Origin of the sequence: Mycolicibacter kumamotonensis (genome assembly GCF_002086285.1) — a bacterium.
Lineage (GTDB): Bacteria > Actinomycetota > Actinomycetes > Mycobacteriales > Mycobacteriaceae > Mycobacterium > Mycobacterium kumamotonense.
Window position 1 is genome coordinate 139,973 of record NZ_MVHU01000003.1, and the last position, 16,368, is coordinate 156,340.

The window sequence follows — 16,368 nt, forward strand, 5'->3', positions numbered from 1 at the left end:
TCGGCCTCGCCGTTTCCGGCGTGGGTCATGCGTTGCTGCCGGCGTGCGCGGCCGCGGACTCCGACAGCGGTTCATAACGGGCGAAGCCGCGGGTGAACGAACCGGCCCCGTGCGTCAGCGACCGCAGGTCCACCGCATACCGGATCAGCTCGGTCTGGGGCACTTCGGCTTTCACACAGGTACGGTCCGCACCGACTTTATCGGTGCCCAGTACGCGCGCGCGGCGGGCCGACAGATCGCCCATCACCGCACCGACCAGATCGTCGGGAACCAGCACGGTGACGTCGTCGATCGGCTCGAGCAACCGCACCCGGCCGGCCGCGGCCGCGTCGCGTAGCGCCGCCGCCCCCGCCATCTGGAACGCGAAGTCCGACGAGTCGACGCTGTGGGCCTTGCCATCGAGCAGGGTGACCCGGATGTCGACCACCGGATAGCCCTCCCCGGCCTCACCGGTGAGTCCGCGCTCCATCTGCGCGCGCACCCCCTTCTCCACGCTGGGAATGAACTGGCGGGGGACCGCTCCGCCGACCACGCGGTCGACGAACTCGAACCCCGAACCCTGCGCCAGCGGTTCGACCTCGATATCGCAGACCGCGTACTGGCCGTGCCCGCCGGACTGCTTGACATGCCGGCCGTGGCCTTTGGCCTTGGCGGCGAACGTCTCCCGCAGCGCCACCCGCAGCGCGACAGTGTCCACCGCCACCGCGTAACGGTCAGCCAGCGCGTCGAGAACGATGCCGGAATGCGCCTCGCCCATGCACCACAGCACGGTCTGGTGGGTCTCCGGATTTCGTTGGATCCGCAGGCTCGGGTCCTCGGCGGCCAGCCGCGCCAACCCGACCGCCAGCTTGTCCTCGTCGGTCTTGGCGTGCGCGACGACCGCGACCGGCAGCAGCGGGTCGGGCATCGGCCAGGGTTTGCAGACCAGCGGATCGTCCTTGTCCGACAGTGTGTCTCCGGTCTCGGCATGGCTGAGCCGGCCGATCGTGCAGATGTCTCCGGCCATCACCGCGGTCGCCGGCCGCTGTTGCCTGCCGAGTGGGAACGCCAGCGCCCCGATCCGATCGTCCTCGTCGTGGTCGGCGTGGCCACTGTCCTGGCCGAAGAACCCCGTGCAATGACCGCTCACATGAATCCCACTGTCGGGCTTGATGGTTCCGGAGAACACCCGCACCAGGCTGACCCGGCCCACATAGGGGTCCGAGGTGGTGCGGACCACCTCGGCCAACAGCGGCCCGGCCGGATCGCAGCTCAGGCCTGGGCGCGCCACGCCGTCGGGGGTGAACACCTCGGGAAGCAGGTGCTCGGGCGGGGCGGGGAAACCGGCGGTGATGACCTCCAGCAGTTCGGGAACCCCGGCCCCGGTGCCGGCGCAGACCGGAACGACCGGGAAGAACGAACCGCGAGCGACAGCGCGCTCGAGGTCGTTGGTGAGCACCGCCCGGTCGATCTGCTCCCCGCCCAGGTAGCGGTCCAGCAGCGACTCGTCCTCGGACTCCTCGATGATCGCTTCGATCAGCGTGCTGCGCTGCTGTTCGACGTCGGCGGAGGCGTCGTGCTCCGGTGCCAGCAGGTCGATGAGGCCGGCGGGCCCGCCTGGCTCGGCCGGTGACAGCAGATACAGCGGCAACACCTTGTCGCCGAAAGCCGTCCGGGCCGCGGCCACCCGGGCGGGAAAGTCGGCCCGGGCATGATCCAGCTTGGTGACGACCACCGCGCGCGGCATGCCGACCCGGCTGCATTCCTGCCACAGCGCGGTGGTGGCGTCGTCGATGTCCTCATTGGCCGCGACGACGAACAGCGCGGCGTCGGCGGCCCGCAGCCCGGCCCGGAGCTCGCCGAGGAAATCGGCGTAGCCCGGGGTGTCGATCAGGTTGACCTTGATCCCGCCGTGTGCCAGCGAAGCGCAGGCCACCCCGACGGAACGCTGCTGACGGATCTCGGCGTCGTCGTAGTCGCAGACCGTGCTGCCACCGGTGACCGAGCCGGCCCTGGGCAACACCCCGGAGGCGACCAGCATCGCCTCGATGAGAGTGGTCTTGCCGGAGCCGGGCGGACCCACCAGCACGACATTGCGGATGGCGGCCGGACTGGCCGCAGTAGGGGCGGCACCCGTGCCCCGTGAGGTCCCGGTCTTGTCTGACATGGCGTCCTCCTGCTTGCTCAGCCTCCCTTCAACGGAGGCTGAGCACAACCCCTTCGGCGGCCCGGTGTCCGCCCAGCTGATGGCTGCCTTTTTCGGACCGTACCGGCGGTTCCGGTAAGCTTGCGGTGTTTGTTTCCCGGATTCACCGTCCTGGACGTGCTCGGACGTGCCGGATCTCGGGGCCCGCATCGTGACCGACCGCAGGAGGTAACCCGATGAGCGGACCGCATCGCCCTAGCCGGTGGCGGCGGCTCAGCGTGACGGCGGCTGCTGTGAGCGCAGTCGGTCTGGGCCTCGTGGCCGCGCCGGTTGAGGCGGCGCCCACGATGCCCAAGCCCCCGCTCGACCCGTCGGCGATGGTCGCCCAGGTCGGTCCCGCGGTGGTCAACATCGACACCCAGATGGGTTACCAGAGCGCGGTCGGCGCCGGAACCGGCATCGTCTTGGATCCGAACGGCATTGTGCTGACCAACAACCACGTCATCGCCGGGGCCACCGGGCTGACGGTGGTGTCGGTCGGCACCGGGCAGAGCTACGAGGTCGACGTGCTGGGCTTCGACCGCAGCCACGACGTGGCGGTGCTGCAGCTACGCGGCGCCGCCGGCCTGCCTACCGCCAACATCGGCGACTCGTCCCGGGTCGCCGTCGGTGACCCGGTGGTCGCGATGGGCAACGCCGGCGGCCACGGCGGGACGCCGAGTGCGGTGCCCGGGACCGTGATCGGGCTGAACCAGACGGTCTCGGCCGCCGATGAGCTGACCGGCAGCACCGAGACGCTGAGCAACATGATCAAGGCCGACACCGCGATCCGCCCGGGCGACTCGGGCGGTCCGATGGTCAACGCGGCCGGCGAGGTGATCGGGATGAACACCGCCGCGTCGGACAACTACAAGTTCGCCCAGCCCGGCGGCGAGGGCTACGCGATCCCGATCAACCAGGCGATGGCCATTGCCAACCAGATCCGGGCCGGCGTCTCCTCGCCCACCGTGCACATCGGCGAGACGGCGTTCATGGGTGTCGGCGTGGTGGACAGCAACGGCGGGGCACGGGTCGCCCAGGTGCTCGACGGGACTCCGGCCGCCGCGAGCGGTATCGCCAAGGACGACATCATCACCTCGGTCGACGGCCGTCCGGTGAACTCGGCCACCGATCTGACCGACGTGCTCGACCAGCGCCACCCGGGCGACACCGTCACGTTGACCTGGCGCAGCCCCATGGGCGGTGAGCACCGCGCCGACGTGACTCTGGTTCCGGGCCCGGTCGGCTGAGGTAACGCCCGTCGGTAGCAGGCGCACGTGATACGCCGGCACTACGACAGTGAGACCAAGCTGTCGTGGGTACTCGCCGGTCTTGCCGGGGTGCTGGCGGCCACCGCCTACACCCATTCCGAGGGCTACTTCGTCACGTTCATGACCGGCAACGCCGGGCGCGCCGTGCTCGGGGTGTTCGACGGCAATCAATGGTTGTCGATCTCGGCGGCGGCGTTGCTGGTCTCGTTCCTGGCCGGCGTGGTGACCGCGTCGCTGGGCCGGCGCCACGTCTGGCCCGACCATCCGCACGGCGCGCTGCCGGTGACCGCGACCGCGCTGCTGTCGGCGACCCTGGTCGACTGGATCGTGGAGGGCGGGCCGACGCTGCCCCTGCCGCTGCTACCGATCCTGCTGGTGGCGTTCGGAGTCGGCGCGCTGAACACCACCTTCGTGCGCGACGGCGAAGTGTCGATTCCGTTGAGCTATGTGACCGGCACCGTGGTGAAGCTCGGGCAGGGCATCGAACGCCACCTCAGCGGCGGAACCTTCCGTGACTGGCTCGGGCACTTCATGCTCTTCGCCGCCTACACCTCCGGGGCGGTCGCCGGCGGCTGCATCAGCCTGTTCGCGGGTGGCACCTGGATGTTGGGTATCGCCACGGTCGTCTGTGTGCTGGCCACCTGGTACACCTACCGCTACGTCGACCGCCGCGGGGTGTGGCAATGACCGCGCACCGGCCCGGCTGAAACGCCGAGACCGGCGTCATGCAGACCCGCTCTCGCGGTGGCTGCACAACGCCGGTCTCGGGGGGACGGGTCGATCAGGTCGGGTCGACACCCACACCCAGCACCCGCTGGATGTCGGGCTTCATCGCGACCAACTGCTGGTTCCAGTACGGCCAGGCGTGCGTCCCGTCGGCCGGGAAGTTGAACACCCCGTTGTTGCCGCCGGCGGCGATGTAGTTCTGCTGGAACGTCTGGTTGGTGCGCAGCGTCAGGCTCTCCAGGAACTTGGCGGGCAGGTCGTTGCCGCCCAGGTCGCTGGGCGTGCCGTTGCCGCAGTAAACCCAGATACGGGTGCGGTTGGCCACCAGTCGGGGAATCTGCACCATGGCGTCGTTACGCTTCCAGGCCGGGTCGGACGACGGACCCCACATGCTGTTCGCGTTGTAACCGCCGGCGTCGTTCATGGCCAGCCCGATCAACGTCGGCCACCAGCCCTCAGACGGGTTCAAAAAGCCCGAAAGCGCTGCGGCGTAGGGGAACTGCTGCGGGTAGTAGGCAGCCAGGATCAGTGCCGAACCGCCCGCCATCGACAGCCCCACCACGGCGTTGCCGTTGGGCGAGACGCTCTTGTTGGCCTGCAGCCAGGTGGGCAACTCCCGGGTCAGGAAGGTCTCCCACTTGTACGTGTAATTCTGACCGTTGCCCTGGGAGGGCTGGTACCAGTCGGAGTAGAAGCTGGACTGCCCGCCCACCGGCATGATCACCGACAGGCCGGACTGGTAGTACTCCTCGAACGCCGGGGTGTTGATGTCCCAGCCGTTGAAGTCGTCCTGGGCACGCAGGCCGTCCAGCAGGTACACCGCGTGGGCGCCACCCGGCTGGAACTGCACCTTAATGTCACGGCCCATCGACGGCGAGGGCACCTGCAGGTACTCCACCGGCAGGCCCGGGCGGGAGAACGCCGAGGCGTTGCCCGAACCGCCCACGACCCCGACGAGGCCGCCCAGCAGTGCGGCCCCCACCGCCGCGACCATCAGCCGGCGCGGTAGCCGACTCGCCGCGTGACGCAACTTTCCTACGCTCTTCATAGCCTGTTTCCCATCCCACTGGTCGCTCCGCAAGCTGCGGAATGATGCCTGGTCTTGTCCTACTGCGGGAAGTCAAACACGGTGCAGGCCTGTGTCCTGTTCGCCGCCACGGGTTTTCATATCGCGGTTCGGCAACGATTGAGATTCGGGCAGGACTCGCTCCCCGCGGGGCCGCTATCGCCGGTGGGCATATAGTCGACGTGTTCATCGAGGCAAGGAGCAGTTCATGCAGCCGACTGCGCTGCGACCGCTGGCCGGGGTGCGGGTCATCGAGATCGCCAGTTTCGTGGCGGTACCGCTCGCCGGAATGACTCTGGCACAGCTGGGCGCCGACGTGGTCCGGATCGACCCGGTCGGCGGGGCGGCCGACTATCGCCGCTGGCCGGTCACCGAGGACGGCACGTCCATCTACTGGACCGGGCTCAACAGGGGAAAGCGTTCCCTGGTGGCCGACCTGCGCGCGCCGGAAGGGCAGCGCCTGGTGCAGCGCCTGATCGCCGAAAGCGGCGTGGTGCTGACGAATATGACAGGCCGGCAATGGCTTTCCTTCGACACACTGGTGAATGAACGCGCCGACCTGATCCACCTCGAGGTGGTCGGACGCGCCGACGGCTCCACGGCTGTGGACTACACGGTGAACGCCGCCACCGGCTTTCCGCTGGTGACCGGGCCGGCGGAGTACAGCGCACCGATCAACCACGTGTTACCGGCGTGGGATATCGCCTGCGGGCTGCACGGCGCGCTGGCGGTGGTGGCCGCGCTGCACCGCCGAGACCGCACCGGCGAGGGCTGCCGGGTGCGGCTGGCGTTGGAGGACGTGGCGCTGGGCACCGCCAGCGCGCTGGGCTTCCTGACCGAGGCGATGATCAACGGCACCAGGCGGGAGCGCATCGGCAACGCGCTCTACGGTCAGTACGGGCAGACCTTCACCGGCAGTGACGGCGCGTGCTTCATGATCGTCACACTGACCGACCGCCACTTCCGTGACCTGACCGAACTGACCGGTACCACGAAAATAATTGCCGCACTTGCCGAAGCGCGCGACATCGACTTCACCGATGAGGGGCAGCGCTACCGCCACCGCGACGTGCTCACCGGACTGTTCAGCGGCTGGTTCGCCGAGCGGACGGGGGCGCAGATCGAGGCGGCCCTTGCCGGCACCTCGCTGCTGTGGGACCGCTACCGCAGCTTCGCCGACGTGGCCGCAGACGAGCGGCTGGGCGATAACGCGATGTTCACCAAACTGCATCAGCCCCGGGTCGGCGACTACCTGGCCGCCGGGCTGCCGGCGTCCCTCGACGGAGCCCACCCACCCGCGGTCGCGGCACCGGACCTGGGTGCTCATACCGTGCAGGTGCTGACCGACCTGGGAATGACCACCGACGAGATCGACCGACTGCGTCGAAGTGGCACGGTAGCAACGGATTAGACAAAGGAGGCAGGAACCCTATGCGTACCTTCCAATCGATCGAGGAACTCGCGGCGTGCCAGGGCGAGTCGATCGGTCACAGCGAGTGGGTGACCATCACCCAGGACGCCGTCAACCTGTTCGCCGACGCGACCGGTGACCACCAGTGGATCCACGTCGACCCCGAGCGGGCCGCCAACGGTCCGTTCGGGACCACGATCGCCCACGGCTACCTGACCCTGGCCATGCTGCCGCAGCTGATGGCGCAGATCAGCCGCCTCGACGGGGTCAAGCTGGCGATCAACTACGGGCTGAACAAGGTGCGCTTCCCGGCTCCGGTGCCGGTCGGCTCCAAGATCCGGGCCGAGACGTCCGTGGTCGAGGTCGCCGATGTGGGCGGAGGCGCCCACCAGGTGACCTACTCGACCACGGTGGCCATCGACGGCAGTGCGAAACCGGCGTGCGTCGCCGAGAGCGTCGTGCGTTACATGCTCTGATTCGGGCCGCGCCTGGCGGTCCGGCCGCCGGGGCGAGCGGAGAAGTGGCGCGCGACGATCGCCGCGATCTGCAGGAAGCGGCGGCGGGTGGCCGGCGCCATCTCGCTCACCACGTCGATCACCCCGCCGGGCCGCAGGTGCGGGTCGAACGGCACCTCGACCACCTCCTGACCGTGCTGCAGGAACTGCGCGGTGAGCGCGGAGCGGGTCCGTTTGTCGGCGTGACCGTCGGAATCGTTGAGCACCACCACGCTGCGCTGCAGCAGGCCGCCCTGGCCGCGGTCGGCCAGCCACTCCATGGTCTTGGCGGCCGCGCCGGCCCCGTCCGCCCACGGCGAGGACACCACGATCAACGCGTCCAGATCGCGTAGCGCCTCCTGGGTGACCGCCGAGTCCATCGTGGAACCGCAGTCGACGATCGAGATGGTGAAGTGCCGGTCCAGGCGCAGCGCCGCCTCCCGGTACAGCGCCGCGTCCAGGACCCGGCGCCCTCCGGCGGCCGGCTCGCCGATCAGCACGTACAGCCCCGCGGCGTTGGCGCCCACCCGGCTGCTGATGTCGGCGAACGACTGCATGCTCTGGTCGGCTGCCAGGTCCCAGTAGGAGCTGGTGGCGCGCGGGTCGATCCGGCTGCCGAGCCGGCCGAACGCGGTGTCGGCGTCGACGGCCACCACGTGGTCGGCCCGGCGCAGCGCGGCGAACACCGAACCGACGCTGGCCGCCACCGTGGTCTTGCCTACACCGCCCTTGCCCAGGACGCCGACCTTGTAGATGCCGTTCGGCATGGAGCGGATGGCCGCCTCGTAGGCGGCCTCCTCACGCTCGGCCGGTGAGGGACCCAGATTGACCAGCCCTAGCGTGGCCGACAACACCACGCGACGCCAGCCGCGGGCCGGGCGTGGCCGCATCGGCGGCAGCGGGCCCGGATACGGGTAGGGCATCTGCCCGGCCGGTTGTCGCGGCGGTGGCTGGCCCCAGGGCTGGTGTGGCGGGGGTTGCTGGTGTGACTGCGGCGCGGCGCCCCGGGGAAAGTCGCTCCGCGGGAAGTCGCCCCGCAAGAACTCGTCGTCTGCGTTCATCGGCTCCTCGAGGCATACGGCAGCGGCATGGCCGGGGTGGCCCAACAATCCTGCAGCTTAACCTCGGCGGAGCCGATGCCGGGTCAGCACGCCTCAGCAGTCGTAGTACAGCGCGAACTCGTAGGGGTGCGGGCGCAGGTTGACCGGGTTGATCTCGTACTCTCGCTTGTAGTTGATCCAGGTCTCGATCAGGTCGGGGGTGAAAACCCCGCCTTCGGTGAGGTATTCGTGGTCGGCTTCCAGGTTATCGATCACGTGGGACAACTGGGTGGGTGCCTGCGGGATGGCGGCCGCCTCGTCGGGCGGCAGTTCGTAGAGGTCCTTGTCGACCGGGGCGGCCGGTTCGATCTTGTTCTTGACGCCGTCGATACCGGCCATCAGCATGGCCGCGAACGCCAGATAGGGGTTACCCGAGGAGTCCGGGCAGCGGAACTCCAGTCGCTTGGCCTTCGGGTTGGTGCCGGTGATCGGGATGCGCACGCACGCCGAGCGGTTGCGCTGGCTGTAGACCAGGTTGATCGGAGCCTCGTAGTGCGGCACCAGGCGCTTGTAGGAGTTGATGGTGGGGTTGGTGAACGCCAGCAGCGACGGGGCGTGGTGCAAGATGCCACCGATGTAATACCGGGCGATGTCGGACAGCCCGGCGTAGCCGGCCTCGTCGTAGAACAGCGGTTCGCCGTCCTGCCAGACCGACTGGTGCACGTGCATACCCGAGCCGTTGTCACCGAAGAGCGGTTTGGGCATGAAGGTGACGGTCTTGCCGTGCGCCCACGCGGTGTTCTTGATGATGTATTTGAACTGCATCAGGTCATCGGCGGCGTGCAGCAGCGTATTGAACTTGTAGTTGATCTCGGTCTGGCCGCCGGTGCCGACCTCATGGTGCCCGCGCTCGACCGCGAAGCCGGCGTTGGTGAGGTTGGTGGTCATGGCGTCGCGCAGGTCCACGTACTGGTCGTTGGGCGCCACCGGGAAGTAGCCGCCCTTCGGACGAACCTTGTACCCGAGGTTGGGGCTGCCGTCGGACTCGGCCGTGCGACCGGTGTTCCACCAGCCGGCGACCGAATCCACCTCGTAGAAGGAGCCGTTGATCTGTGAGTCGAAGCTCACCGAGTCGAAGATGTAGAACTCGGCTTCGGCGCCGAAATAGGCGGTGTCGGCGATCCCGGTGCTGGCGAGGTAGTTCTCGGCTTTGCGGGCGACGTTGCGGGGGTCGCGCGAGTAGGGCTCGCGGGTGAACGGGTCGTGCACGAAGAAGTTCAGGTTCAGCGTCTTGGCCGACCGGAACGGATCGATCCATGCCGTGGCCGGGTCGGGCAACAGCAGCATGTCCGACTCGTGGATGGACTGGAAACCCCGGATCGAGGAGCCGTCGAAGGCCAATCCGTCCTCGAACAGGCTTTCATCCAGCGCCGATGCCGGGATGGAGAAATGTTGCATCACCCCAGGCAGATCGCAGAATCGAATGTCGACATACTCGACCGACTCGTCAGCGACAAGCTTGAAAATATCGTCCGCCATACTGGTCTCCTTTGCGTGCAGACAGCCGAACGATAGGCAGTCAACATTTCCTGAACATCATCCAGTTATTGCGTACAGGTAACACGAAGCTCACCGCGGGCCATTTGCTCAGCAGGTGGCACGCTGCGTAGATCCGGGTATATCGTGACGGTGCCTGTGAGGAATTTCAGGCGAACCGCCGTTCAATGTCGCACGGACCAACCCTCGATCGATCAGCTATGCAGACGAATCGAGGCCGAAGTGCGAAGGGTCAAGTGCTGATGGCACCCAGTCGGGTCGGGCTCTACAACCCCGCGTTCGAACACGACGCGTGCGGGGTTGCCATGGTCGTCGATATCCACGGTCGACGTAGCCGCGACATCGTCGAGAAGTCGATCACCGCGTTGCTCAACCTCGAGCACCGCGGCGCCGCCGGGGCCGAACCGCACAGCGGTGACGGTGCCGGCATCCTGATCCAGGTGCCGGACCAATTCCTGCGTGCGGTAGTCGATTTCGGCCTGCCGGAGGAAGGGTCCTACGCCACCGGTATCGCCTTCCTGCCGCAGTCGGCCAAAGACGCGGCGAACGCCTGCGCCGCTGTCGAGAAGATCGTCGAAGCCGAAGGACTGCAGGTGCTCGGTTGGCGCGACGTGCCGATCGACGATTCGTCGCTGGGCGCTCTGGCCCGCGACGCGATGCCGACCTTCCGGCAGCTGTTCATCGGCGGGGCCTCGGGTATGACCTTGGAGCGGCGCGCCTATGTGGTCCGCAAGCGCGCCGAGCACGAGCTGGGCAGCAAGGGACCCGGCCAGGACGGGCCGGGCCGGGAAACCGTTTATTTCCCAAGCCTTTCCGGGCGGACGATGGTTTACAAGGGCATGCTGACCACCCCGCAGCTCAAGGCCTTCTATCCCGACCTGGCCGACGAGCGACTGCACAGCGCGCTGGGCATCGTGCACTCCCGGTTTTCGACCAACACGTTTCCGTCCTGGCCGCTGGCGCACCCGTTCCGGCGCATCGCGCACAACGGCGAGATCAACACGGTCACCGGCAACGAGAACTGGATGCGGGCCCGGGAGGCGCTGATCCGCACCGACGTCTTCGGGGACGGGAGCCACCCGACCAGGAAAGACACCGCCGACAAGCTGTTCCCGATCTGCACGCCGGGCGCCTCCGACACGGCGCGCTTCGACGAAGTGCTCGAACTGCTGCATCTGGGCGGCCGCAGCCTGCCGCACGCGGTGCTGATGATGATCCCGGAAGCCTGGGAGCGGCACGAGAGCATGGACCCGGCCACCCGGGCTTTCTACGAGTACCACGACTCGCTGATGGAGCCCTGGGACGGCCCGGCCTCGATGACCTTCACCGACGGCACCCTGGTGGGTGCGGTGCTGGACCGCAACGGCCTGCGGCCCTCTCGGATCTGGGTCACCGACGACGGACTGGTGGTGATGGCGTCCGAAGCCGGGGTGCTCGACCTCGATCCGGCCACCGTGGTGCACCGGCAACGGCTGCAGCCCGGCCGGATGTTCCTGGTGGACACCGCCGCCGGCCGGATCATCTCCGACGCCGAGATCAAGTCGACGCTGGCGGCCGAACACCCCTACCAGCAGTGGATCGACGAGGCGCTGATCGGCATCGAAGAGCTGCCGCCCGGCGACGCACCGCGCATGGAACACCACCGGATCCTGTTGCGCCAGCTGATGTTCGGCTACACCTATGAGGAGCTCAACCTGCTGCTCGCTCCGATGGCCCGCGCCGGCGCCGAGCCGATCGGGTCGATGGGCACCGACACCCCGGTGGCGGTGCTGTCGTCGCGGCCCCGGCTGCTGTTCGACTACTTCCAGCAGATGTTCGCCCAGGTCACCAACCCGCCGTTGGACGCCATCCGCGAAGAGGTGATCACCAGCATGCAGGGCGCCGTCGGTCCGGAGGGCGACCTGCTCAACACCGGAGAACCGACCTGGCGGCAGGTCGTGCTGCCCCAGCCCATCCTGAGCAACCAGGAGCTGGCCAAGCTGGTCAACCTGCGCCCCGATCAGCAGATCGGTTCCCGGCGCCCGCATGGCCTGTCCACGGCCGTCATCAGCTGCCTGTATCCGGTGGCCGAGGGCGGCGCCGGGTTGCGCGCGGCGCTCAAGCAGGTGTGCGCCCGGGTTTCGGCGGCGATCGAGGACGGCGCCAGCTTCATCGTGATCTCCGACCGCGAATCCAACGAGACGCTGGCGCCCATCCCGTCGCTGCTGGCCACCTCGGCGGTGCATCACCATCTGGTCGCCGAGCGCACCCGCACCAAAGTGGGTCTGGTGGTCGAGTCCGGAGATGCCCGGGAGGTGCACCACTTCGCGGCGCTGCTGGGGTTCGGCGCCGCCGCCATCAACCCCTACCTGGCCTTCGAGTCCGTCGAAGACATGCTCGATCAAGGTCTGATCGAGGGGCTCGACCGCGAGAAGGCGTTGTCCAACTACGCCAAGGCCGCCGCGAAGGGTGTGCTGAAAGTCATGTCCAAGATGGGCATTTCGACCCGGGCCTCCTACACCGGTGCGCAACTGTTCCAGCCGATCGGTATCGCTCAGGACGTCCTCGACGAATACTTCACCGGCCTGTACTGCCCGATCGGCGGCATCACCCTCGACGACATCGCCGCCGACGTCGCCGCTCGCCACGGGCTGGCCTACCTGGACCGGCCCGAGCAGCGTGCGCACCGGCAGCTGCCGGTGGGCGGTGAATACCAGTGGCGCCGCGAGGGGGAGTACCACCTGTTCAACCCCGAGACGGTGTTCAAACTGCAGCACTCCACCCGCACCGGGCAGTACGCCGTCTTCAAGGAGTACACCAAGCTGGTCGACGACCAGAGTGAGCGACTGGCCACGTTGCGCGGCCTGCTGAAGTTCAAAACCGGGGCACGGCCGCCGGTTCCGATCGAGGAGGTGGAACCGGCCACCGAGATCGTCAAACGGTTCGCGACCGGCGCGATGAGCTACGGCTCGATCTCCGCCGAGGCGCACGAGACCCTGGCGATCGCGATGAACCGGATCGGCGGCCGGTCCAACTGCGGTGAGGGCGGTGAGCACGCCGACCGCTACCTGCCCGACGAGAACGGCGACTGGCGGCGCAGCGCGATCAAACAGGTCGCCTCGGCCCGCTTCGGTGTCACCAGCGACTACCTGGTCAACTGCACGGATCTGCAGATCAAGATCGCGCAGGGCGCCAAACCCGGTGAGGGCGGCCAGCTCCCGGGTAACAAGGTGTATCCCTGGATCGCCGAGGTTCGGCACGCCACCCCCGGCGTCGGGCTGATCTCGCCGCCGCCGCACCACGACATCTACTCCATCGAGGACCTCAAACAGCTGATCCACGACCTGAAGAACGCCAACCCCGACGCCCGCATCCACGTCAAGCTGGTCGCGGAGAACGGTGTCGGGACGGTGGCCGCCGGGGTGTCCAAGGCGCACGCCGACGTGGTGCTGATCTCCGGGCACGACGGCGGTACCGGAGCGGCGCCGCTGACCTCGCTCAAGCACGCCGGTGCGCCGTGGGAGCTGGGGCTGGCCGAGACCCAGCAGACGTTGCTGCTCAACGGTCTTCGGGACCGGATCGTGGTGCAGGTGGACGGGCAGCTCAAGACCGGCCGCGACGTGGTGATCGCCGCGCTGCTGGGCGCGGAGGAATTCGGATTCGCCACCGCACCACTGGTGGTGTCGGGCTGCATCATGATGCGGGTCTGTCACCTGGACACCTGCCCGGTCGGGGTCGCCACCCAGAACCCGGAGCTGCGCAGCCGATTCAACGGCCAGCCCGAGTTCGTGGAGAACTTCTTCTGGTTCATTGCCGAAGAGGTTCGTGAATACCTTGCGGCGCTGGGCTTCCGCACCATCAACGAAGCGGTCGGGCAGGTGAACGCGCTGGACACCACCTTGGCCCGTGCGCACTGGAAGGCCCACAAGCTCGATCTGGGCCCGGTGCTGCACGAACCGGAGTCCGCGTTCATGAACCAGGACCTGTATTGCAGTTCCGGCCAGGACCACGGGCTGGACAAGGCGCTGGATCAGCAGTTGATCGTGATGAGCCGCGAGGCGCTCGACTCCGGCACTCCGGTGCGGTTCTCGACCGCGATCTCCAATGTCAACCGGACCGTCGGGACCATGCTCGGTCACCAGGTCACCAAAGCCTATGGTGCCCAAGGCCTACCGCAGGACACCATCGACATCACCTTCACCGGTTCGGCCGGCAACAGCTTCGGGGCCTTCCTGCCGCCGGGGATCACCCTGCGGGTCCTCGGTGACGCCAACGACTATGTGGCCAAGGGCTTGTCCGGCGGCCGGATCGTGATCCGGCCACCGGAAGACGCTCCGGACGGATACATCGCCGAGGACAACATCATCGGCGGCAACGTCATCCTGTTCGGCGCCACCAGCGGTGAGGTGTTCCTGCGCGGGGTGGTCGGCGAGCGGTTCGCGGTCCGCAACTCCGGGGCCGTCGCGGTGGTCGAGGGCGTCGGCGACCACGGCTGCGAATACATGACCGGCGGCAAGGTCGTGGTGCTCGGGCACACCGGACGCAACTTCGCCGCCGGTATGTCCGGTGGGGTCGCCTACGTCTACGACCCGAACGCCGAACTGCCGGGCAGGCTCAACACCGAGATGGTGGAGCTGGATTCATTCGACGACTTCGACGCCGAAGATGTCAGCTGGCTGCGCGGCATTCTGGCCGCCCATGCCGACGCCACCGACTCGGCACCGGCGCAAACCATCCTGTCCGACTGGGCAAAGCACAGCCGTCACTTCGTCAAGGTGATGCCGCGCGACTACCGAAGGGTGCTCAACGCGGTGGCCGAGGCGAAGGCGAGCGGCACCGATGCGAACGAGGCGATTATGGCGGCGGCTCATGGCTGACCCGAGAGGCTTTCTCAAATTCCCGCTGCGCGTTCTGCCGTCGCGGCGCCCCGTCTCGGAGCGGGTGGGGGACTGGAACGAGGTGTACCAGGAGTTCTCCGAGGACACGCTGCGCCAGCAGGCGGGCCGCTGCATGGACTGCGGTATCCCGTTCTGCCACACCGGCTGTCCGCTAGGCAACTTGATCCCGGAATGGAACGACCTGGTCCGCACCGGGCGCTGGCGGGAAGCCTTCGACCGGCTGCATGCCACCAACAACTTCCCGGACTTCACCGGCCGGCTCTGCCCCGCGCCGTGCGAGCCGGCCTGCGTACTCGGCATCAACCAGCCGCCGGTCACGATCAAGCAGGTCGAGTACGAGATCGTGGAGCGCGGCTTCAAAGAGGGTTGGGCACAACCGATCCCGCCGTCGGTCACAACCGGTAAGTCGGTCGCGGTGGTGGGCTCGGGGCCGGCTGGGCTGGCCGCCGCGCAACAGCTCACCCGGGCGGGGCACGCGGTGACGGTGTTCGAGCGAGACGACCGCATCGGTGGACTCCTGCGCTACGGCATACCGGAATTCAAGATGGAGAAGCGCATCGTCGACCGGCGGCTGGAGCAGATGGTCGGTGAGGGCACCGAGTTCCGGACCGGAGTCAACGTCGGCGTCGACGTGACGGCCGAACAACTGCGCAACGACTTCGACGCCGTCGTGCTGGCCGGCGGGGCCACCGCATGGCGTGACCTGCCGATCCCCGGCCGGGAGCTCGACGGCATCCACCAGGCGATGGAATACCTGCCGTGGGCCAACCGGGTGCAGGCCGGGGACCTGTCGGAGCCGCCGATCACCGCGCACGGCAAGAAGGTGGTCATCATCGGCGGTGGCGACACCGGTGCGGACTGCCTCGGCACCGTGCACCGCCAGGGCGGCACCTGCGTGCACCAGTTCGAGATCATGCCGCGTCCGCCCGAGACCCGGGACCCGTCCACGCCGTGGCCGATGTATCCGCTGGTGATGCGGACCTCGGCTGCACACGAGGAGGGCGGTGACCGGGTGTTCTCGGTCAACACCGAGCAATTCCTCGGCCGCGACGGTCATGTCACCGGGCTGCGGGCCCACGAGGTGCGCCGCCGCAACGGCGCGTTCGAAAAGGTGGACGGGACCGACTTCGAGCTGGAAGCCGACCTGGTGCTGCTGGCGATGGGGTTCGTCGGCCCGGAACGGTCGGCGCTGCTCAATGACCTGGGCGTGGAGTTCACCGGCCGGGGCACCGTGGCACGCGACGAGGAGTTCGCCACCGGCGTGCCGGGCGTCTACGTCGCCGGCGACATGGGGCGCGGGCAGTCCCTGATCGTCTGGGCGATCGCCGAGGGGCGTGCCGCCGCGGCGGGCGTCGACCGGTATCTGATGGGCAAGACGGCGCTGCCGTTCCCGGTCAAGCCGACGGCGGCGCCGATCCACTGACCCGGCTCCGTGCGGATCAGAGCGACGCCCAAACCGCAATAGTCACTTCAATAACTTCTGTATCACAATGCGGCGCGTCATGTGTTGTTTGCCACCTGTCCGGTGTCTAATAGTCGGTAATGGGTGTCGCGTCAACGGATGCGTTAACCTGGTCCGCGTAATTCCAATCTGGTCTGAATCGGGGCGGAGGTTTTTCACCGTGCACTTCAACCCCCTATACCGATACCGGATGGGCCGAATAGCCTGGTCACTGCTGCGCCATCCCCGCAGGAGCCGGGAGTTTCCGGCCAAACACGAGCGTCTGATCACGGCCGATGAGTTGATGCGCTACGCGATGTA

At 67.9% G+C, this 16,368-nt stretch carries 10 protein-coding genes; 6 read left to right on the forward strand and 4 right to left on the reverse strand.

Going from position 1 to position 16,368, the window contains the following annotated elements; translation table 11 throughout:
* Positions 1-25 precede the first annotated feature (25 nt).
* Positions 26-2,146, reverse strand: coding sequence for an elongation factor G-like protein EF-G2 (locus BST28_RS03540; protein ID WP_083079963.1), 2,121 nt, complete (start codon positions 2,144-2,146; stop codon positions 26-28).
* Positions 2,147-2,361: 215 nt separating this feature from the next.
* Here BST28_RS03540 and BST28_RS03545 point away from each other — a divergent pair, with 215 nt between their 5' ends.
* Both BST28_RS03545 and BST28_RS03550 read left to right on the forward strand, forming a co-directional pair.
* Complete coding sequence (locus BST28_RS03545; protein WP_065287073.1) at positions 2,362-3,414, forward strand: S1C family serine protease; 1,053 nt, start codon at positions 2,362-2,364, stop codon at positions 3,412-3,414.
* A gap of 27 nt (positions 3,415-3,441) precedes the next feature.
* Entirely contained in the window at positions 3,442-4,122 is a 681-nt protein-coding gene (locus BST28_RS03550) for a YoaK family protein (RefSeq protein WP_109560624.1), read from the forward strand.
* Positions 4,123-4,216: 94 nt separating this feature from the next.
* Here the strand turns inward: BST28_RS03550 and ag85C are convergent, their stop codons facing one another.
* The gene (ag85C, locus tag BST28_RS03555; protein WP_019735734.1) at positions 4,217-5,209 is read right to left on the reverse strand and encodes a diacylglycerol acyltransferase/mycolyltransferase Ag85C; all 993 of its coding nucleotides are present in this window, start codon (positions 5,207-5,209) and stop codon (positions 4,217-4,219) included.
* Positions 5,210-5,435: 226 nt separating this feature from the next.
* On the opposite strand from ag85C, the gene BST28_RS03560 reads away from it, so the two are divergent.
* A complete protein-coding gene (locus BST28_RS03560) occupies positions 5,436-6,638 on the forward strand; it encodes a CoA transferase (RefSeq protein ID WP_083079965.1) in 1,203 nt (400 codons plus the stop codon).
* A gap of 20 nt (positions 6,639-6,658) precedes the next feature.
* A complete protein-coding gene (locus tag BST28_RS03565; RefSeq protein ID WP_019738882.1) occupies positions 6,659-7,114 on the forward strand; it encodes a MaoC family dehydratase in 456 nt (151 codons plus the stop codon).
* On the opposite strand, the gene BST28_RS03570 is transcribed toward BST28_RS03565, so the two are convergent.
* Positions 7,102-8,193 carry a MinD/ParA family ATP-binding protein gene (locus BST28_RS03570; RefSeq protein WP_207570025.1) on the reverse strand — a complete coding sequence of 364 codons (1,092 nt, stop codon included), beginning with the start codon at positions 8,191-8,193 and terminating at the stop codon, positions 7,102-7,104. The two genes, BST28_RS03565 and BST28_RS03570, sit on opposite strands and share 13 nt — an antisense overlap.
* A gap of 93 nt (positions 8,194-8,286) precedes the next feature.
* A complete protein-coding gene (glnA, locus tag BST28_RS03575; RefSeq protein WP_065287076.1) occupies positions 8,287-9,711 on the reverse strand; it encodes a type I glutamate--ammonia ligase in 1,425 nt (474 codons plus the stop codon).
* 260 nt (positions 9,712-9,971) lie between these two features.
* Here glnA and gltB point away from each other — a divergent pair, with 260 nt between their 5' ends.
* Positions 9,972-14,585 (forward strand): glutamate synthase large subunit, encoded by a 4,614-nt coding sequence (gene gltB / locus BST28_RS03580; protein ID WP_083080043.1) that lies wholly within the window; start codon positions 9,972-9,974, stop codon positions 14,583-14,585.
* A complete protein-coding gene (gene gltD, locus BST28_RS03585) occupies positions 14,578-16,029 on the forward strand; it encodes a glutamate synthase subunit beta (protein WP_083079966.1) in 1,452 nt (483 codons plus the stop codon). Before gltB ends, gltD begins: the two co-directional genes overlap by 8 nt.
* The last annotated feature ends 339 nt before the right edge of the window (positions 16,030-16,368 follow it).